17 protein-coding genes are annotated in these 19,739 nt (G+C 71.4%); 13 read left to right on the forward strand and 4 right to left on the reverse strand.

All coding sequences use genetic code 11. The annotated features are described in order from the left end of the window. Positions 1 to 106 precede the first annotated feature (106 nt). Positions 107 to 454, forward strand: a complete 348-nt coding sequence (locus tag ACVWW9_RS06360) for a hypothetical protein (protein WP_456514832.1) — start codon at positions 107 to 109, stop codon at positions 452 to 454. Positions 455 to 506: 52 nt separating this feature from the next. Here ACVWW9_RS06360 and ACVWW9_RS06365 read toward each other — a convergent pair whose 3' ends face one another. Together ACVWW9_RS06365 and ACVWW9_RS06370 are read right to left on the reverse strand one after the other, a co-directional pair. Next, complete coding sequence (locus ACVWW9_RS06365; protein WP_456514833.1) at positions 507 to 1,715, reverse strand: MFS transporter; 1,209 nt, start codon at positions 1,713 to 1,715, stop codon at positions 507 to 509. After that, the gene (locus ACVWW9_RS06370) at positions 1,708 to 2,070 is read right to left on the reverse strand and encodes an ArsR/SmtB family transcription factor (RefSeq protein ID WP_456514834.1); all 363 of its coding nucleotides are present in this window, start codon (positions 2,068 to 2,070) and stop codon (positions 1,708 to 1,710) included. Before ACVWW9_RS06370 ends, ACVWW9_RS06365 begins: the two co-directional genes overlap by 8 nt. A 116-nt stretch (positions 2,071 to 2,186) precedes the next feature. On the opposite strand from ACVWW9_RS06370, the gene ACVWW9_RS06375 reads away from it, so the two are divergent. Together ACVWW9_RS06375 and ACVWW9_RS06380 are read left to right on the forward strand one after the other, a co-directional pair. Next, positions 2,187 to 3,215: a cation diffusion facilitator family transporter gene (locus ACVWW9_RS06375; RefSeq protein ID WP_456514835.1), complete on the forward strand. Its 1,029-nt coding sequence runs from the start codon at positions 2,187 to 2,189 to the stop codon at positions 3,213 to 3,215. 78 nt (positions 3,216 to 3,293) lie between these two features. Next, entirely contained in the window at positions 3,294 to 3,995 is a 702-nt protein-coding gene (locus tag ACVWW9_RS06380; protein WP_456514836.1) for a GntR family transcriptional regulator, read from the forward strand. A 440-nt stretch (positions 3,996 to 4,435) separates the two neighbouring features. Here the strand turns inward: ACVWW9_RS06380 and ACVWW9_RS06385 are convergent, their stop codons facing one another. After that, positions 4,436 to 4,918, reverse strand: coding sequence for an Lrp/AsnC family transcriptional regulator (locus ACVWW9_RS06385; protein ID WP_123696868.1), 483 nt, complete (start codon positions 4,916 to 4,918; stop codon positions 4,436 to 4,438). A gap of 155 nt (positions 4,919 to 5,073) precedes the next feature. Between ACVWW9_RS06385 and ald the strand changes: the two genes are divergently transcribed. The 3 genes from ald (at position 5,074) to ACVWW9_RS06400 (ending at position 9,103) form a co-directional block, all read left to right on the forward strand. Continuing rightward, on the forward strand, positions 5,074 to 6,171 hold the full coding sequence (ald, locus tag ACVWW9_RS06390) for an alanine dehydrogenase (protein ID WP_456514837.1): 1,098 nt from the start codon (positions 5,074 to 5,076) through the stop codon (positions 6,169 to 6,171). Between the two features lie 125 nt (positions 6,172 to 6,296). Beyond that, positions 6,297 to 7,586 (forward strand): aminotransferase family protein, encoded by a 1,290-nt coding sequence (locus ACVWW9_RS06395; protein ID WP_456514838.1) that lies wholly within the window; start codon positions 6,297 to 6,299, stop codon positions 7,584 to 7,586. Next, complete coding sequence (locus ACVWW9_RS06400; protein WP_456514839.1) at positions 7,583 to 9,103, forward strand: NAD-dependent succinate-semialdehyde dehydrogenase; 1,521 nt, start codon at positions 7,583 to 7,585, stop codon at positions 9,101 to 9,103. The genes ACVWW9_RS06395 and ACVWW9_RS06400 overlap by 4 nt, the downstream gene beginning before the upstream one ends. Before the next feature lie 37 nt (positions 9,104 to 9,140). On the opposite strand, the gene ACVWW9_RS06405 is transcribed toward ACVWW9_RS06400, so the two are convergent. After that, positions 9,141 to 9,893 carry a GntR family transcriptional regulator gene (locus ACVWW9_RS06405; protein ID WP_456514840.1) on the reverse strand — a complete coding sequence of 251 codons (753 nt, stop codon included), beginning with the start codon at positions 9,891 to 9,893 and terminating at the stop codon, positions 9,141 to 9,143. A 121-nt stretch (positions 9,894 to 10,014) separates the two neighbouring features. On the opposite strand from ACVWW9_RS06405, the gene ACVWW9_RS06410 reads away from it, so the two are divergent. The 7 genes from ACVWW9_RS06410 (at position 10,015) to ACVWW9_RS06440 (ending at position 19,734) form a co-directional block, all read left to right on the forward strand. Then, positions 10,015 to 11,262 carry an MFS transporter gene (locus tag ACVWW9_RS06410; protein ID WP_456514841.1) on the forward strand — a complete coding sequence of 416 codons (1,248 nt, stop codon included), beginning with the start codon at positions 10,015 to 10,017 and terminating at the stop codon, positions 11,260 to 11,262. 64 nt (positions 11,263 to 11,326) lie between these two features. After that, entirely contained in the window at positions 11,327 to 12,388 is a 1,062-nt protein-coding gene (locus ACVWW9_RS06415) for an isocitrate/isopropylmalate dehydrogenase family protein (protein WP_456514842.1), read from the forward strand. Positions 12,389 to 12,522: 134 nt separating this feature from the next. After that, positions 12,523 to 14,157, forward strand: coding sequence for an ATP-binding cassette domain-containing protein (locus ACVWW9_RS06420; RefSeq protein ID WP_456514843.1), 1,635 nt, complete (start codon positions 12,523 to 12,525; stop codon positions 14,155 to 14,157). A 13-nt stretch (positions 14,158 to 14,170) separates the two neighbouring features. Continuing rightward, positions 14,171 to 16,087, forward strand: a complete 1,917-nt coding sequence (locus ACVWW9_RS06425) for an ABC transporter permease subunit (protein WP_456514844.1) — start codon at positions 14,171 to 14,173, stop codon at positions 16,085 to 16,087. Positions 16,088 to 16,116: 29 nt separating this feature from the next. Next, entirely contained in the window at positions 16,117 to 16,791 is a 675-nt protein-coding gene (locus tag ACVWW9_RS06430; protein ID WP_456514845.1) for an HAD-IA family hydrolase, read from the forward strand. A 41-nt stretch (positions 16,792 to 16,832) separates the two neighbouring features. Continuing rightward, positions 16,833 to 18,365, forward strand: a complete 1,533-nt coding sequence (locus ACVWW9_RS06435; protein WP_456514846.1) for an ABC transporter substrate-binding protein — start codon at positions 16,833 to 16,835, stop codon at positions 18,363 to 18,365. A 91-nt stretch (positions 18,366 to 18,456) separates the two neighbouring features. Beyond that, positions 18,457 to 19,734, forward strand: a complete 1,278-nt coding sequence (locus ACVWW9_RS06440) for an NAD(P)/FAD-dependent oxidoreductase (protein ID WP_456515410.1) — start codon at positions 18,457 to 18,459, stop codon at positions 19,732 to 19,734. Positions 19,735 to 19,739: the final 5 nt, after the last annotated feature.

Consider the following 19,739-nt stretch of genomic DNA (forward strand, 5'->3'; position numbering starts at 1 on the left):
CGCTCTCACCTCGCCGTAACACCGTTACAGAACCAGGGCGACGCGCGACGACGATGTCGCGCATCGCTCGATCCGAGGCACTCGCATCGAGTCAAGGAGATACATCATGAAGAAGCTGCTCGCGGCCACCGCCGTCGCCGCGTTCGCCGTGCTCGGCATCGCCACACCCGCGCAGGCCGCTCCGCCGGACCACGCCGCCCAGAACACGGAGGCCTACTGGGAGGCCATGGGCTACGGCGACTGCACCAAGGTCGAGCTGCCCGACGGCGTCGGCAGCTATACCCTCGGCCCGATCGCGGCGCCGAACACGTACACGCTGCTCGTGCTCAAGTCCGGCTCCGGTGCGAGCGCGAACGACGTCATCATGTTCCCGTGGTCCGGCGTGGCCTACACGCACAGCACCGACAAGGACCTCAGCCACATCATCTACTGCGTCGCGATGAAGCAGAGCTGACGACGAGCCACGGCGAGGCGGGGCGGCTGGTCGGCCCGCCTCGCCGTCTCGTTCAGCCGGCGGGGACGAGGGTGCGCGTGCGCCAGAGCGCCGCGGCCGCGACCGTCGCGATAGCGGCGATCGCTGCGAGCAGCAGCGCGGTCCACGAGAGGCCGAGCGCCGCGCCGACGATGCCTGCGAGAGGGTAGGTGATGATGAAGCACGCGTGCGAGAGCGCGAACTGCGCGGCGAAGGCCGCGGGGCGCTCCTCGGTGGACGCGTTGCGGCGCACGAGCCGCGACGACGCGGTGAGGATCGCCGCGTTGCCAGCGCCGAGCACCGCCCAGAGCGGCAGCAGCAGCGCCCACGGCGGCTCGCCCGCCAGGCTCGCCGCGACGCCGCCGAGGCCGATCGCCACCACCGCCGCGCCCGTCAGCATGACGGTGCGCTCGGCGATGCGGTCGAGGATGCGGGGGAGCGAGAGGGCGACGAGCATGGATCCGGCGCCGTAGGCCGCGAGCAGGATCGCGACATCCGCCTGCGGCCGCCCGAGCCGCTCCTGCACGAGCACGACCGTGTTCACGATGACCATCGCCGTCGGTGCGGCCACCGCGAGGTTGAGCGCGAGCAGCGCGCGCAGCTCCGCATGCCGCCCGAACACCCGCACGCCGCGCGTCAGTCGCTCGGCGAACGACGATCCGCGCTCGAGCTCGATCGCCGGGAAGCGCGTCGCGAGCACGAGCACCGCCGAGAGCGCGAAGCCGGCGACCGTGCCGAGGAACAGGTTCGAGTACGACATCACGAGCAGCAGGGCCGCGGCGAGCGCCGGGCTCAGCAGCGACTCGAGGTCGTAGGCGAGCCGCGAGAGCGACAGGGCGCGCGTGTACTGCCGCTCGTCGGGCAGGATCTCGGGGATGACCGCCTGGAACGCGGGCGTGAAGGTGGCGGAGGCGCACTGCAGCACGAAGATGAGCACGTAGATCTGCCACACCTCGCCCACGAGCGGGAGCATGAGCGCGATCGCGGCCCGGATGACGTCGGCGCCGATGAGCAGCGCCTTGCGCGGCACGCGGCTCGTCGCCGCGATCAGCAGCGGGCCCGCACCGACGTAGGCGAGCATCTTGATCGTGAGGGCGACGCCGAGCACGACGCCCGCATCGCCGCCTGCGAGGTCGAACGCGAGCAGCCCGAGCGCGACGGTCAGGAGGCCCGTGCCGAGCAGCGCCACGATCTGCGCGCTGAAGAGCTTCGCGTAGGCGGGGTTGCGCAGCACGTCACGCACGGTCGGACTCCGAGCGCTCGCGCCCTCCCGCGTCGCCGACGAGGATGTGCTCGGGCGCGGTGCCCAGCATGTGCTCGGCCTGGTGCATGGCGACCGAGACGAGCTCGCTCGCGTGGTCGTCGGCGAGTCGGTAGAAGACCCGCGTGCCCGCGTGACGGGCGACGACCATGCGCGCGAGCCGCAGCTTCGCGAGGTGCTGCGAGACGCCGGGGGTGGGCTTCCGCACCGCCGCGGCGAGGTCGCCAACCGACTGCTCGCCGTCGCGCAGCGCCAGCACGATCTTCACGCGCGTTACGTCGGCAAGCATCGAGAAGACCTCGACCGCCAGCTCGACCTGCTCATCCGCTGACTGCATATCTGCGTTCATACGCAAACAGTGACACACGGGGAGGTCGTCGGCAAGCGAGAACCGGGCCAGGATCTTTGCATGATCGTATTGTCAACAATCTGCAACCGCGCTACATTGCTTCCATGAGCGGCGAGACCCACGACCACCACGGCCACGATCACGACCATGAGCGCGGTCATGCCTTCGGCGAGGCGCACCCGCCGCGTCCCGCTGCAGAGGGCGGCGACCACGGGCACGGGCACAGCCACGGCCTGGAGGGCCACTCGACCGGCACCGGCAAGCACCGCAAGAAGCTCGTCATCGTGCTCTGCATCACCTTCGCCATCTTCTTCGTGCAGGTGATCGGCGCGTTCATCGCCAACTCGCTCGCCCTGCTCGCCGACGCGGGCCACATGCTCACTGATGCGCTCGGCGTGACGATCGCGCTCATCGCGAGCCTCCTGGCGGCGCTGCCGGCGACGTCGAAGCGCACCTTCGGCCTCATGCGCGTCGAGGTGCTCGCGGCGCTCGCGAACGGCATCATCCTCGGCGTCATCTGCGTCGTGATCGTCGTCGAGGGCATCCGCCGCTTCGGCACCGAGGTCGAGGTGGCCGCGGGTCCGATGCTCATCGCCGCCATCATCGGCGCGGTCGCGAACCTCGTCTCGCTGCTCATCCTGCAGTCGGGCCAGAAGGAGAGCCTCAACGTCCGCGGCGCCTACCTCGAGGTGCTCGGCGACCTGCTCGGCTCGGTCGCGGTCATCATCGCCGCCATCATCATCCTGTTCACGGGCTGGTACATGGTCGACCAGCTCGCCTCGTTCGCGATCGCGCTGCTCATCGCGCCGCGCGCCTACAGCCTGCTCAAGGACGTCGTGCGGGTGCTGCTCGAGGCGACGCCCAAGGACGTCGACCTCGACCAGACGCGCGACCACCTGCTCTCGGTGCCGGGCGTGACGGATGTCCACGACCTGCACGCCTGGACGATCACCTCCGGCGTCAACGCCCTCTCGGCGCACGTCGTCATCGACGAGACCGCCGAGCAGCGGGACTACCACGACATCCTCGACGAGCTCCACGCGTGCCTCGGCGAGCACTTCGACACCGACCACTGCACGCTGCAGCTCGAGCCGTCGAAGCACGCGCATCACGAGCACGCGCTGCATGCGTGACGCGCACCGCGCCGCACAGCAATATCATCGTCCGAATGTCTACAGTGGCATGACACCAGCGTGTCGGCAGGAGGCAGCGTGAACGGAGTCCAGACGCTCTCGGCGATCGAGAATCGCTCGACGGCGGTCATCATCGCGGACCAGCTGCGGGAGGGGATCGTCGCGGGCACGTTCGTCTCCGGCGACCAGATCAACGAGGCGCAGCTCGCCGAGCGGCTGCAGGTCTCCCGCGGTCCCGTGCGCGAGGCGCTCCACCGGCTCGTCCAGGAGGGACTGCTCGAGGGCCGCCCGAACCGCGGTGTGTTCGTCAAGGAGGTCACGCGACGCGACATCGCCGAGGTGGCGGAGGCGCGCGAGGTGATCGAGTGCGCGGCGGCCGAGGTCATCACGGGCATGGAGGCTGAGGAGCGCGATCGGATCGCCGAGGCGCTGGTCGCGGCCACCGAGCCGATGGCGGCCGCGGTGGCATCCGGGGATAGGGATCGCTTGCGGCGCGCCGACCTCGCGTTCCACACGCAGCTCGTGCGCAGCGGCGAGAACACGCGGCTGCTGCGGGCGTACACGACCCTCGCGACCGAGGCGCTCATCTGCATGCTGCACTTCGGCGACAGCGAGCCCGACGACGACCTGATCGCGAGCCACGTGCACATCGCCGAGCTCATGCGCTCCGGCGACATGGAGGCGGTGCACCTCGCGCTGCACGAGCACCTGTCGATCGACGAGCTCGACCTGCACTCGCACGACGAGGAGACGCTGCGGCACGGTCGCGTGGAAGGCTGACAGCCCCTCTTGCTGGTCGAGTAGGACGGCGAAGCCGGCCCGTATCGAGACCAGTGCGGGCGGTCGCCGGGTCGTCTCGATACGCGGCCGGCTTCGCCGGCTGCTACTCGACGAGCGGGTAGGGCTGATCGAGTAGGACGGCGGAGACGTCCCTCTCGCTGGTCGAGTAGGACGGCGGAGCCGGTCCGTATCGAGACCGGAGGGTCACGCGGGGCGGTTCGTCTCGATACGCGGCCTTCGGCTGCTGCTCGACGAGCGGGTGGGGCTGGTCGAGTAGGACGGCGGAGCCGGCCCGTATCGAGACCAATGGAGTCGCGCGGGGCGGTTCGTCTCGATACGCGGCCGGCTTCGCCGGCTGCTACTCGACGAGCGTGGGCCGGCTGGTACTCAACGAGCGGGTGGAGGGGCGGCCGTGCGGCTCGACGAGCAGGGAGGGCCCGTCAGTCGAAGGGGGCCGCCAACGCGTTGCGCTGGTAGGCGAAGATGACGCTCGTGCGCGTCGAGGCGACGCTGTGCTGCGCCGAGAGGTGCTGCACCACGACGGCGCGCAGCTCCGACGAGTCCTCGACCGCGACGTGCACCAGGTAGTCGTCGACGCCGCCGACGAAGAAGAGCTGGATGACCTGCGGCAGCGCGCCCACCTCCGCCGCGAACCGCTCGATGCTCTCCTGCCGTGAGCCGGGCCGGAGCGTGACTCCGATCATCGCCTGCAGGCCGCGCCCGAGCGCCGCCTGGTCGATGCTCGCGTGGTAGCCGCGCACGATGCCGCGGCCCTCGAGCGCGCGCAGCCGCGCGTGCGCGGTCGACGGCGCCACGCCCGCGCGAGCCGCGAGCTGCGCGTTCGTCGCGCGCGCATCCCGCGCGAGCTCCCCGATGAGCGTGCTGTCGATCGGGTCGAGCATGCGCTCCCGAAGATCCTGCATGCGCGTGCCTCCCGCATCCGGCGCGATGTGCGACCGACGCCAGCATAGGCGCCATCTGCCGAAGGATCTGCGAACAAGAGCCGACTCGCCCGAACGGGCCCCCAAGATGATGGCACTTCCCAGAACGATCGCACCACCGCAGCAGAGGAGCCCCCATGCGCATCGGCATCCCCACCGAGATCAAGAACAACGAGCACCGCGTCGGCATCACGCCCGCGGGCGTCGACGCCCTGACCGACCGCGGCCACACCGTGCTCGTGCAGGCCGGCGCAGGCGAGGGCTCGCGCATCACCGACGACGCCTACCGGGCTGCCGGCGCGACCGTCGTCGGCGACGCGGCGACCGTGTGGGGCGACACCGACCTGCTCGTCAAGGTCAAGGAGCCGATCGCCTCGGAGTACGGGTACCTGCGCGCCGACCAGACGCTCATGACCTACCTGCACCTCGCGGCCGACCGACCGCTGACGGACGCGCTGGTGGCGGCGGGCACGCCGGCGATCGCCTACGAGACGGTCCAGCTGGCCGACCGCTCGCTGCCGCTGCTCTCGCCGATGAGCGAGGTCGCCGGTCGCCTGTCGATCGCGGTCGGGGCCCACTCGCTGCTGCGCGCGAGCGGCGGCCGCGGGACGCTCATGGGCGGTGTCGCCGGCGCTCCTTCCGCGGAGGTCGTCGTCATCGGCGGCGGTGTCGCGGGCGAGCACGCGGCTGCGAACGCCATCGGGCTCGGCGCATCCGTGACCGTGATCGACCGCTCGCTGCCGCGCCTCAAGGAGCTGCAGATGCGCTACGGCACCTCGATCCGCACGCTCGCCTCGACGCGGCTCGCGATCGCCGAGGCGGTCGCCAATGCCGACCTCGTGATCGGCTCGGTGCTCATCCCGGGCGCTGCGGCGCCGAAGCTCGTGACCGACGAGATGGTCTCGACCATGCGCCCCGGCGCGGTGCTCGTCGACATCGCGATCGACCAGGGCGGCTGCTTCGAGGGCTCGCGCCCGACGACGCACGATGCGCCGACCTTCGCCGTGCACGACGCCGTCTTCTACTGCGTCGCGAACATGCCCGGAGCGGTGCCCGAGACGTCGACGCGCGCGCTCACGAACGCGACGCTGCCCTACGTGCTCGAGGTCGCCGACCGCGGCTGGGAGGCGGCGACGGAGGCCGATCCGGCGCTGCGCCTCGGCCTCAACACGCGCGCGGGCTCGGTCACGCACGCCGGTGTGGCGCGCGCGTTCGGGCTCGACCTCGCGGCCTGACCCGAACCTCCGCATGCGCGGAGGGGCAGGCTCCACCGCCTGCCCTTCCGCGCATCGTAGTATTGCCCTACAATCAGAGCATCCGCGCATCGCAGCGCGCTGACCATCGTCGAAGGAGCTCTGCCGTGACCACACCAGCCAACACGGGGTCCGCCCTCTGGAGCGCGCAGGCGCACATGCCGTCCGTGCTCGGGCGCCAGCTCGTCATCGCGCGCGGCGAGGGCAACTACGTCTTCACCACCGACGGCCAGCGCCTCTTCGACGGCACCGCGGGCCTCTGGCACGCCAACATCGGCCACGGCCGCGAGGAGATGGCCGAGGCCGCGGCGCAGCAGATGCGCACGCTCGAGACCTACCACGTCTTCGGCCGCTACCTCAACGACCGCGCGGTCGAGCTCGCCGAGAAGGTCGCGTCCCTCTCGCCGATCGCCGACGCGAAGATCATCCTCAACAGCGGCGGCTCCGACTCGATCGACGTCGCGCTCAAGCTCGCCCGCCGCTACTGGCAGCTCCAGGGTCGCCCCGAGAAGACGATGATCCTGAGCCGCGACCTCGCGTACCACGGGCTGCACGCCTACGGCACGAGCGTCGCGGGCCTCGACTTCAACCGCGAGGGCTACGGCACCGACTCGCTCGTGCCCGACACGGCGCGCTTCGACACCCACGACATCGAGCAGGTGCGCAGGACGGTCGCCGAGATCGGCCCGCACCGCATCGCCGCGATCATCGCCGAGCCCGTCCAGGGCACGGGCGGCGTCATCCCGCCCGCCCCGGGCTACCTCCAGGGCCTGCAGCAGATCGCCGACGAGCACGACATCCTGCTCATCCTCGACGAGGTCATCACCGGCTTCGGCCGCACGGGCCACTGGTTCGCCGCCCAGCGCTACGGCATCCGCCCGCACATCATCGCGATGGCCAAGGGCATCTCCTCCGGCTACTCCGCAGTCGGCGGCATCATCGTCGCACCGGAGGTGTGGTCGCCCTTCTACCGGACGGGTGCGCCGATCTACCGGCACGGCACGACCTACTCCGGGCACGCGACGTCGGCGGCACTCGCGCTCAAGAACATCGAGATCATCGAGCGGGAGCACCTGCTCGACCGCGTGCTGCACCTCGAGGGCGTGCTGCACGCCGAGCTCGACGCGCTCGCGAGCGACGACCGCATCGAGGAGACGCGCGTGGCGGGCCTCCTCGGCGGCATCCAGCTGCGCCCGGAGCTCTCGGCCGAGCGCGTCACGGATGCGATGGTCGAGCAGGGCTGGATCGCGCGGCCCCTGCGCGGCAACGTCGTGCAGATCAGCCCGCCGTTCACGACGACCGACGACGAGCTGCGCGGCATCGTCGCCGCGACGGCCTCGGCGCTCGACGTCGTCGCCGCCGAGGCGAAGGCCGACAGCCTGGCGGTGGCCCGATGAGCGCCCGCGACGACCAGCAGCTCATCGAGCGCACCGCAGCCGTCGCGCGCGACGTCGCGCAGCAGGAGCGCGAGCGCTCCGACGCCGCGATCGCGAGCGTGGTGCTCGACCGCCTCGAGCTCGGCACCACCGCCACGTTCGAGGTGCACGACCCCGCCACCGGACGGGTGATCGCGACGCCGGCGGACCACTCGATCGACGACGCGCTCGTCGCGCTCGCCCGCGCGGACGCGGCCGGCAGGGCGTGGGCGCGCACGACCGCGCGCCAGCGCTCCGACGTGCTCCACCGCGCCTACGGCCTCATCATCGAGCAGAAGGACCGGCTCGCCCGCGTCATCACGCGCGAGATGGGCAAGCCGCTCGCCGAGGCCTACGGCGAGGTGCAGTACGCCGCCGACTACGTGCGCTGGTACGCCGAGGAGGCGCTCCGCCCTGCGGGCAACTACCGCGAGAACCCCGCTGGCGGCTCGACGATCCTCACGACCCGCGCACCGATCGGCACGACGCTGCTCATCACGCCGTGGAACTTCCCCATGGCGATGGCCACGCGCAAGATCGCCCCGGCGATCGCCGTGGGCTGCGGCGCCGTCGTGAAGCCGGCCGCGCTCACGCCGCTCACCACGCTCGTGGTCGCCGAGATCTTCGTCGAGGCGGGCGTGCCGGCAGAGCTGGTGCAGGTCGTGACGACGACGGATGCGTCGGGCTTCAGCAAGGCGCTCATGGCTGACGCGCGCGTGCGCAAGGTGTCGTTCACCGGCTCGACCGGTGTCGGCAGCGTGCTGCTCGGGCAGGCGGCGAAGCACGTCATCAAGAGCTCGATGGAGCTCGGCGGCAACGCCCCGCTGCTCGTCTTCGACGACGCCGACCTCGAGCGCGCCGTGGAGGGCGCGGTCGTGGCCAAGCTCCGCAACGGCGGGCAGTCGTGCGTGGCCGCCAACCGCATCCTCGTGCAGAGCGGCATCGCCGACGCCTTCGTGGAGGGCTTCACCGAGCGGATGCGCCAGGCGGTGCTCGGCAACGGCCTCGCGGAGGGCGTCACGCTCGGACCCGTCATCGACGACCGAGCGGTGTCGAGCTTCTCGCGGCTCGTCGAGGATGCGGTCGCGAAGGGCGCCGACCTGCGCACCGGCGGCGCAGCGCCCGAGGGCGACGGCCACTTCTTCGAGGCCACCGTGCTCGACCGCGTGCCGGACGACGCCGAGATCGCGAACACCGAGATCTTCGGACCGGTGGCCGCGATCGCGCGCTTCGAGAGCGAGCACGAGGCCATCGAGCGTGCGAACAGCACGCCCTTCGGCCTCGCGAGCTACGTCTTCTCCCAGGACATCGACCGCGCCCTCAACATCGCCGACCAGCTCGACGCGGGCATGGTGGGCATCAACCAGGGCATCGTCTCGAACGTCGCCGCGCCGTTCGGCGGCGTGAAGGCGTCGGGCCTGGGCCGAGAGGGCAGCGGTGAGGGCCTCGAGGAGTACCAGGAGATCCGGTTCTACAACCTTGGCCGCCGCGGCGCCTAGCGCGGTTCGCGCGCTGATCCCGGGGGCGACCCCGGGGTCAGCGGCTCGCGGCGCCGGCGCCGCCCGCTGCCAGGATCTGGCGGATGCGCTGGTGGTTCTCGTGCAGGTGCTCGGCGAGCGCGGCCCGTGCGCCCTCGACGTCGCCGGAGAGCGCGGTGTCGAGCAGGCGCCGGTGGTGCGCGAGCACCGCCTCGTCGACGTGCCCCGGCTCGTCGTCGGTGTGCGACAGGATCAGCAGGTAGTAGCCGAGCTCGGTCGTGAGCGACGCGAAGAAGGCGCTGAGCCGCGCGCTGCCGAGGCCGTCGACGATCGCGGCGTGGAAGGCCATGTCGGCGACGACGATCTCGCGCGCCTGGCCCGTGCCGGCGGCCGCCACGAGCGCCTCGAACGCGCCCTCGAGGGCCTTGACGCGCTCGGGCGTGCGCTCGGCGCCCACGGCGAGCGTCTCGAGGTGCAGCCGGGTGCGGAACAGGTCGTCGAGCTCGTCGATCGACGGCGTCACGACCACGGCGCCGCGATGCATCTCGTAGCGCACGAGCCTGCCCTGCTCGAGCAGTCGGATGCCCTCGCGCACCGAGTTGCGCGAGATGCCGAGGCTCTCGGCGAGCGCGCTCTCGCGGAGGCGCTCACCCGGCCCCAGCGTGCCGTCCAGGATGAGCGCGGTGAGGTGGTCGGCGGCCTGCTCGGCAGCGCTCGTGCGCTGCAGCGCGAGGGGCGCGAGCGCTCGCTCGGAGGCGGCCGCGCCCTGTCGCTCCGCGGCTGCGCCGCCCCTCATCCGTGCCTCGTCCATCCGCTGCAGTCTGCCAGCCGGCCCCGCTCGCGGCGACCAGCGCCGCGTCGTGGCGTACCGCGTCCACGACACTCCAGCATTCGCCCTTGCGTTATTGCGCACCTACGCAAAGAATGAAGCCATGTTCCTCGCTCTCCGCCACCGCGTGTTCCGCCGCCTCTTCGCAGCGCACGTCGTCGCGCTCCTCGGCACCGGCCTCTCGACGATCGCGATCGGCTTCCTGGTCTTCGACACGACGGGCGGCAACGCGGCCGGCGTGCTCGGCACGCTGCTCGGCATCAAGATGCTCACGTTCCTGCTGCTCGGGCCGCTCGCGCCCCTCGTCGCGCGACGCGTCGGCACGAAGCGGCTGCTCGTGCTCACCGACCTCGCCCGCGTCGCCGTGGCGCTCGCGCTGCCGTTCGTGGGAGATGTGGTCACGGCCTACCTGCTGATCTTCGTGCTGCAGGCGGCGTCAGCGCTGTTCACGCCGACGTTCCAGGCCACGATCCCGGCCGTGGTGACGGACGAGCGCCAGTACACCGGAGCGCTCGCGCTCAGCAGGCTCGCGTACGACATCGAGTCCCTCGTCTCCCCGTCGATCGCGAGCGTGGTGGTGGTCGTGGCGTCGTCGTCGGCGCTCTTCTTCGGCACGGGCGTCGGCTTCCTCGCATCCGCCCTGCTCATCGTCTCGGCGGCGCTGCCGAAGGCTGCGGCGCCCGCACGCGGCGTGCACAGCGTGCGACGCGAGATCGCGCGCGGCACGAGGCTGATGCTGCGGGTGCCGCGGCTGCGCGCCGTGCTGACGCTGCACCTGGCGCTCGCGTCGGTGGGCGCGATCGCGGTCGTGCTCACCCTGCCGCTCGTGCTCGGCGAGCTGGACGGCGGCGAGGCCCAGGCGGCCGGCCTGCTCGCCGTCTACGGCGTCGGGTCGATCACCTCCGCCGTGCTGATGCCGATGATGATCGCCAGGATCGGGGTGCGGCCGTACATGCTCGCGGGCCTCACGCTGATGATCGCGTCGATGGCCTTCGTGTGGCCCGTGCTCGCGCTCGCCTCCGGGCATGACGCGCTGCCGTGGCTGTGGGCGATCTGGTTCCTGGCGGGCCTCGGCTACTCGGCGGTGCTCGCCCCGATGGGGCGGGTCCTGCGCGACGCCGTCCCGGACGACGACCTGCCTGACGTGTTCGCCGCGCAGTTCTCGCTCGCCCACGGCTGGTGGCTCATCAGCTACCCGCTCGCCGGCTGGGGCGCGACGGTCATCGGCTTCGGGCCGACCTCGCTGCTCCTCGCGGCGTTCGCCGCGCTCGCGCTCGGCGTCGCCGCGCACGCGTGGCGCACGCCGTCGCTCGGCGAGATGCACCCGGAGCTCTCCGCCTCGCACCGGTGACGTCGGGCGAGCGGTTGTGTAGATTGTTGACAGTCTGCATCAGCAGCTCGACGAGGAGGACGACATGAACGCCCACGTGATCACGGTGCTGGCAGGGGACGGGATCGGCCTGGAGGTCATGCCCGTCGCGATGGAGGTGCTCGAGGCCGCGGTCGAGGGGCACGACGTGCGCCTCGAGTGGCGCGAGCAGCCGTGGGGGAGCGACTACTACCGCGAGCACGGCCGCATGATGCCGACGGACGCGATCGCCACGATGGCCGCGACCGACGCGATCTTCCTCGGCGCCGTCGGCCACCCCGACGTGTCCGACGTCGAGACGCTGTGGGGGATGCTCATCCCGATCCGCCGCGAGTTCGACCAGTACGTCAACCTGCGCCCGGTGCGCTCGTTCTCGGGCGTGCGCTCGTCGCTCGCCGGCGATCCCGAGATCGACGTCGTGATCGTGCGCGAGAACGTCGAGGGGGAGTACTCCGCCGTCGGCGGCCGCAGCTACCAGGGCACGCCGTTCGAGGCGGCGCACCAGCAGTCGATCTTCACGCGGCACGGCATCGAGCGCATCACGCGGTTCGCCGTCGAGGTCGCGCAGGGCCGCTCCGGGCGCCTCGTCTCGGCGACGAAGTCGAACGGCATCATCCACACCATGCCCTTCTGGGACGAGGTCGTGGCCGAGGTCGTCGCGCAGGCCGACGGCATCCAGCTCGAGTCGGTGCTCATCGACGCGCTCGCCGCGCGCGCGGTGCGGTCGCCGCAGAGCATCGACGTGATCGTCGCCTCGAACCTGTTCGGCGACATCCTCTCCGACCTCGTCGCGGGCGCGGTCGGCTCGATCGGCATCGCGCCGAGCGCCAACCTTAACCCCGAGCGCGAGCACCCCTCGATGTTCGAGCCGGTGCACGGCTCGGCGCCCGACATCGCGGGCAGGGGCATCGCGAACCCGATCGGGCAGATCTGGGCGGGCGCCATGATGCTGCGCCACCTCGGGCACGACGACATCGCCACCGATCTCGAGGAGGCCTTCACCGCGGTGCTCGAGCGCGGCGAGGTCACGCCCGACCTCGGCGGTTCGCTCTCCACCGTCGAGGTGGGCGGCGCCGTCATCGCCGAGCTGCGCCGGCGCCGCGCGTGACGGCCATGTTTCGGAGCGGTAACGAGATGATTGGATTGTTGACAATCTGCCGCTAGGAGGTCTAGCGTCACCCGTAGGCCAGCAACGGAGCAGGCACCGATTCTCTGGACGGGGTGAGCATGCACAGTCTCGAAGTGACAGATCTGCGGATCTCGATCGGCGGCCGCACGATCGTGAACGGGACCTCGTTCTCGGTGCGCGTCGGCCAGCGCGTCTGCCTGCTGGGCGAGTCGGGCTCCGGCAAGTCGCTCACGGCGAGCGCCGTGCTCGGCCGCCTCCCCTCCAACGCGGTGACCTCGGGCAGCATCAAGGTCAACGGCGTCGAGGTGCTCGGCGTGCCGGCCTCGAAGCGCCCCGAGGAGGCGCGCGTCGCGATGGTCTTCCAGGACTCCGCGGTCGCGCTCAACCCGCTCGTCCGCATCCGCGAGCAGATCATCGAGCCGCTCCGCCGCCACCGCGGGCTCTCCCGCGAGGACGCGCTGCAGGCGGCCGTCGAGCTCGCCGAGTCGGTCGGCCTGCCCGACCCCGAGACGATCATCGACCGCTTCTCGGCAGAGCTCTCGGGCGGCCAGCGCCAGCGCATCTGCATCGCCCTCGCCCTCGCGTGCAACACGCGGCTCATGGTGGCGGACGAGCCGACCACCGCCCTCGACGTCGTCACGCAGAAGCGCGTGCTCGACGTGCTGAAGAAGTACACCGCCGGGCAGCACACGCCGGCGCTCCTCTTCATCACGCACGACTTCGCGGTCGCCTCCGAGCTGTGCAGCGACTCCGTCGTCATGAAGGACGGCGACGTCGTCGAGGCGGGCCAGGTGCACTCGATCTTCGCCGCCCCCAAGAACCCCTACACGCGCGAGCTCATCCGCGCCGCCCGCGCCGCGACCGTCGACCCGTACGTCGAGCGGTTCCGCCAAGAGCTCGCGGACCTCCGCGCCGAGGACGCCGCGCCGGCGCCGACCCGCGCGATGTTCTACGACATCGGCGAGGTCAGCCGCGCCTACGCCATGCCCCGCAAGGGCCTGTTCGGCAAGCGCGAGATGAAGACGGCGCTCCACCCGACCACCCTCACCATCGCGGCGGGCGAGCGCGTCGGCATCGTCGGCGTCTCCGGCTCCGGCAAGACGACGCTGCTGCGCCTCATGCTCGCGCTCGACACCACCGACACCGGTGCGGTGACGTGCGAGGGCAAGGAGGTCTTCCCGGCCGAGGTGCGCAAGCTGAAGTGGTACCGCCGCAAGGTGCAGTACGTGCCGCAGGACCCCGCGAGCACGCTCGACCCCCTCATGACGGTCGCGAAGCTCGTGCGCGAGCCGCTCGTGCGCCTCGGCGTCGCGGGCGACCACGACGAGATGGTGCGCGAGGCGCTCGACTCCGTGGGCCTCGACGAGACGTTCATGCACCGCCGCGCGAACGAGCTCTCCGGCGGGCAGGCGCAGCGCCTCGCCATCGCCCGGGCCATCGCGACGCGCCCCGACTTCCTGCTCGCCGACGAGCCGGTCAGCGGCCTCGACCTGCCGATGCGCGAGGCGATCGTCGCCCTGCTGCGCAAGGTCTCAGAGGAGCGGGGCACCGGCATCGTCGTCGTCTCGCACGACCTGTCGATGGTCGCGAGCCTGTGCGAGCGCACCGTCGTGATGCACGGCGGCGAGATCGTCGAGGACCGCTCCACGAAGGAGGTCCTCACGGATCCGCGGCACGAGCGCACCAAGGAGCTGCTCGACGCCATCCCCACCCTCCACGTCATGCCCGCTGACCTGCAGATCGCCTAGGAAGGCACGCGAAATGGCACTCTCGACCCAGGCCGTCCCCGCGCTGCGAGGCACGCAGCGCCGGACCGCCCTCTCGAGCGGCTCGAAGGCCGCGCTGATCTCGACGCTCTCCCGCGTCGGCACGATCCTCGTCGTCATCTTCCTGCTCGGGATCCTGCCGCTGCTCTCCGGCCGCGACATCGCGGCCTCGGTCTTCCGCACCCGCTACGCCGAGGGTGAGATGACCCCGGAGGCCCTCGAGGCCATCCGGCGCGAGCTCGGCCTCGAGGCCGGTCCGCTCGGCGCGTTCTTCGCGTGGGTCGGCAAGGCGGTGCAGGGCGACTTCGGCGTCTCCTGGACGACCAAGGAGCCGGTCATGCCGGTGATGCTCGAGGCGCTGGGCACCTCGCTCACGCTGATGCTCGCGGCGCTCGTCGTCGCGGTGATCCTCGCTGCGCTGCTCACGATCCGCACCTTCCGCCGCGGCCTCGCCGGCCGCTCCGACCGCACGGGCGGTGGCCTCGCGGCCGCCTTCACCGCGCTGCCGGAGTTCCTGCTCGCCTCGGTGCTGCTCGTCGTCTTCGCCGTCTGGCTCGGCTGGTTCCCGCCCTTCGGCTGGCGCGGCATCAACTACATCGTGCTCCCCGCGCTGTCGATGGGCCTGCCGGCCGGCGGCTTCCTCGGACGCCTGCTCTCCGACGCGCTCGCGAGCACGTTCAGCGAGCGCTGGGTCGCGACCTGGCAGGTCGCCGGGTTCTCGAAGGCTCGGATCATCCTCGCGGTGATCCGCCGCACGCTCCCGGGCGTGACCGCGCCGATGTCGCTCATCCTCGTCGGCATCACGGCGGGCGCCGTCGTCATCGAGCAGGTCTACGCGATCCCCGGCATCGGCCGCGCGACGCTCTCGGCCGCGCAGTCGCAGGACCTCCCGATGCTGCAGGGCGGCGTCATCCTGCTCATGCTGCTCGCGGTCGTGCTCGGCATCGGCGCGACGCTGCTGCGCCGGCTGCTGCTGGGACCGGCGCTGCGCTCCAACTCCCTGCCCGCCGCGGTGCCGAAGACGCCGAGCTCGAAGTGGGCGCTCCTGCTCCCGGCCGCGATGCTCGTGCTGCTCCTCGTCGTCATCCTCGCCGGCCTGCCGCGCGATCCCTTCGCGCTCGACTTCACCCGGCTGCAGCCGCCGAGCTGGGAGCTCCCGCTCGGTGCGGACGCCAGCGGTCGCGACGTGCTCGCCCGCATCTCGCACGGCGCGCTCTCGACGATCGGCGTCGGCGCCGTCGTCGCGGCGGTCTGCCTCGGGCTCGGCCTGCTCATCGGCCTCTTCCCGAACCTCGGCGCCGGGCCCATCGAGGTCACGAACGCCGCGCCGCCGATCCTCGCCGGCCTCATCATCGCCGCCGTCATGGGCCCGTCCTCGTTCGGCGCGGCCGTCGCCGTCACGCTCGTGAGCTGGGCGCCGCTCGCCGCCCACACCGCGGCGCTCGTCGCCGAGGTGAAGGCGCAGCCGCACGTGAAGATCGCGCCGGTGCTCGGCGTCGGCCCGGTGCGGATGCTGCTGCGCTACGTGCTGCCGAGCGTCGTCGGGCCCGTCTTCCGGCACGCGTGCCTCCGCCTCCCCGGCATCGCGCTCGCCCTCGCCGCGCTCGGGTTCCTCGGCCTCGGCCCGCAGCCGCCGGCATCCGACTGGGGCCTCGTGCTCGCCGAGGGCCTGCCCTACGTGGAGCGCGCGCCGCTCGTCGTGCTCGTGCCCGCCGGCGCGCTCATGCTGCTCTCGATCTTCGCCGTCTCGCTCTCGAGCCTCAGCATCGACCTCCGCGGCGGCCGCGCGAAGGTCAGCCGCCGCCGGAAGCCGCTGCGCAACATCACGGACCAGCGCACGGGCCTCATCCCCACGGCCCTCCCCACCACCAGCGTCCCGCCCACGACCGACGTCACGTCGGTCACCCGATAGCCGTCCCGCACCACCACCGAAAGGCGCACATGTCCATCGAACTCCCTCGTCCGAAGTACATCTCCTTCGACGTCATCGGCACGCTCATCTACTTCGAGATGCGCAAGACGGTCGAGCCGATCGTCAAGGACCGCCTGCCGGCCGACCAGCTCGAGCCCTTCTTCGCCGACTTCAGCTTCATCCGCTACGACGAGGTCCTCGAGTACCGCCCCTACGACGAGGTGCTCGAGCGCTCCTTCCGCCGCATCTGCGAGCGCTACGGCATCGAGGCCCGCGACGAGGACGTCGCCGCGATCCAGCGCGACGTGCTCGAGTGGGGCGCGCACCCCGACGTGCCCGAGCCGCTCGCCAAGATGGCCGAGCACTTCCCGCTCGTCGCGCTCTCGAACGCCGACGACCGGCACCTGAACACCTTCATCCCCCGCCTCGGCGCGCCCTTCCACGCGGTGATCACCGCGGAGCAGACCGGCGCCTACAAGCCGCGCGTCCAGGCCTTCGACCACATGCTGCGGCAGCTCGACGCGAAGCCGTCGGAGTTCCTCCACATCTCGTCGCACCAGCTCTACGACCACATCCCCATGGCCAAGCTCGGCTTCACCAACAAGGTGTTCCTCGACCGCGGCTACGACCCCGACCTGCCCGCCTACGGCGCGGTGCGCATGACCTCGCTCGACGAGGTCAACCGCGCCCTCGGCATCGCCTGACCCCGCACGACCTCCGCATGGCAATGAAAGGGAACACCATCATGAGCAAGACACTCAGGCGCAGGGTCGGGGCCGCCGTCGCCCTCACGGCGTCGGCAGCGCTCCTCCTGGCCGGCTGTGCCGGTGGCGGTGCGGATCCCGCCAGCAGCGAGGGCGGGGGCAGCGGCGAGGGCAGCGACCAGCGCATCCGGCTGGCGATGCTCCAGCCGCCGCAGACCGCGCTCAGCCCGTTCAGCGACGACGCCACGAAGCTCAGCCGCTGGAGCACCGCGGAGTCGCTCGTGCGGCTCAACGAGGACCTCGAGATCGAGCCGCTGCTGGCGACCGAGTGGGAGCAGACCGACGACCTCACCTGGGTGTTCACGATCCGCGAGGGCGTCACCTTCCACGACGGTGCGGCGCTCGACGCCGCCGCGGTCGAGAACAGCCTCGACCAGGCGGCCGCGGCCGACCCGGTGCCGCGCGTGCTCAGGGGCGTCGAGCTCGACGCCTCCGCCACGGGTGACTTCGAGGTGACCATCACGACCGACGTGCCCGACCCGCTGCTCGTCAACCGGCTCGCGAGCGCACAGCTCTCGATCTTCTCGGATGCCGCCTACGGCGACGACGGCACCGTGAGCCCGATCGGCACCGGCACTGGGCCGTTCGAGCTCACCGAGCTCAGCGGCACGACCACCGCGACGCTCGACCGGTACGAGGACTACTGGGGCGAGACGGCCCAGGCCGCCGGCATCGACGTCTCCTTCGTGCCCGACGGCGCAGCCCGCGCCGCAGCGCTCCGCTCCGGCGAGGCCGACGTCGCCGAGACGATCCCCGTCTCGCAGGCCGGCCTGCTCGACGAGACGATGGCCTTCGAGGTGCAGCAGTCGCGCACCACGTACCTCGCCCTCAACACCGAGAGCGGACCGTTCGCCGACCCGGCGGTGCGCGCCGCGGCCTACGCGGCCATCGACCCGCAGGTCATCGTCGACACGATCTACGAGGGCCGCGCCGACGTGGCGGAGGGCCTGATCGGCCCGGCCATCCCGTGGGCGGCAGACCTCCGCGGCGACGTCGAGCCGACCACGGAGCCCGCCGACGTGGAGGGCGTCGAGATCGTCCTCGCGGCCTACACCGACCGCGCGGAGCTGCCCGAGATCGCGGTGCGGCTCGAGGAGCAGCTCGAGGCCGCCGGCTTCGTGGTGACGCAGGACGTGCGCGAGTACATCAACATGGAGGACGAGCTGCTCTCCGGCGGCTTCGACTCCGCGATCATGTCGCGCAACGTGCTGCTCGACACGGGTGACCCGCTGTCGTTCGAGGCCGCGGACTTCACCTGCGAGGGCGGCTTCAACATCGCCCGGCTCTGCGACCCGTCGGTCGACGAGCTCGTCGCGGCTGGCCAGCCGCTCCCGGTCGGCGACGACCGCCAGCAGGCGACCATGGACATCGAGGCCGCGATCATGCAGCTCGGCGCAGCAGTGCCGATCGCGCACGACCGCGTCGTCCAGGGCGAGGCCGGCACGTGGGTCGACATCGCTCGCGACCCGCTCGAGCGTCGCCTGATCACCGAGTTCACCCGACCCGCCGAGTAGCGGGCACGACCGGGCGGGGCGCGCTCCGCGCCCCGCCCGGTCCCTCACACGCACCCACGCACCAAGACAAACGACGGAGACCCCCGTGAAGATGCACTCCTACTGGCTCGACACCTCCACGCCGAGCGGTGACTACAGCAGCACCCCGATCCCCAAGGAGGTGGACGTCGCGGTCGTCGGCGGCGGCTTCACCGGGCTCTCGACGGCCTACCACGCGGCGAAGGCGGGCAAGTCCGTCGCGCTGCTCGAGGCGAACACCGTCAACTGGGGCGCGTCGGGCCGCAACGGCGGCATGGCCACCACCGGCCTCGCGATCGGCTTCCGCAGCGCGATGAAGCGCTACGGCGAGCAGCGAGCCATCGGGTACTTCCAGGAGTACAACAAGGCGATCGACCTCATCGAGAACCTCGTCAAGGACCACGACCTCGACGTCGACTACGAGCGCTCCGGCAAGATGAACCTCGCCTGGAAGGCCTCGCACTTCGAGGGCATGCGGCACACCGCGGAGGCGCTCAAGCGGCTCGTGGGCCAGCCCGTCGAGCTCGTCGACCGTGCCAACATCCGCAAGGAGATCGGCTCCGACGTCTACCACGGCGCCCTCGTCGACCCGCTCGGCGCGGGCATGCACGTCGGCAAGTTCGGCCACGCCCTCGCGGGCCTCGCCGTCGACGCCGGCGCCACCATCCACGAGCGCGCAGAGGTCGTCGACGTCGAGCGCATCGGCGACACCACGATCCACGACCTGAAGACGACGCGCGGCACCGTCCGCGCCGGCAACGTCGTGCTTGGCACGAGCGGCTACACGGGCAAGCCCTTCGGCTGGCAGCAGCGCCGCATCATCCCCGTCGGCAGCTTCATCGTGGTCACCGAGCCTCTGCCGCAGGCGGTCGTCGACGAGCTGCTGCCGAACCGGCGCATGGCGTCCGACAGCAAGAACTTCATCTACTACTTCCGGATCACGCCCGACAACCGCCTGCTCTTCGGCGGCCGCGCGCGCTTCGCGCTCTCCGACCCGTCGCAGGACCGCAAGAGCGGCGAGATCCTGCAGAAGGCGATGCACCACATCTTCCCGCAGACGCGCGACGCGCGGATCGACTACATGTGGGGCGGCCTCGTCGACATCTCGATGGACCAGATGGTCCACGCGGGCGAGCACAAGGGCATCCACTACTCGCTGAACTACTCGGGCCACGGCGTGCAGATGGCCAACTACATGGGCAAGGTCATGGTCGACGTCATCTCGGGCAACCCCGAGGCCAACATCTGGCGCGACCTCAAGAACCCCTGGATCCCCGGGTACTTCGGAGAGCCGTGGCTGCACCTCCGCGCAGGAGGCGCCTACTACGGCCTGCAGGACAAGTTCAGCTGAGCTGA

Source organism: Agrococcus sp. UYP33 (genome assembly GCF_054060915.1).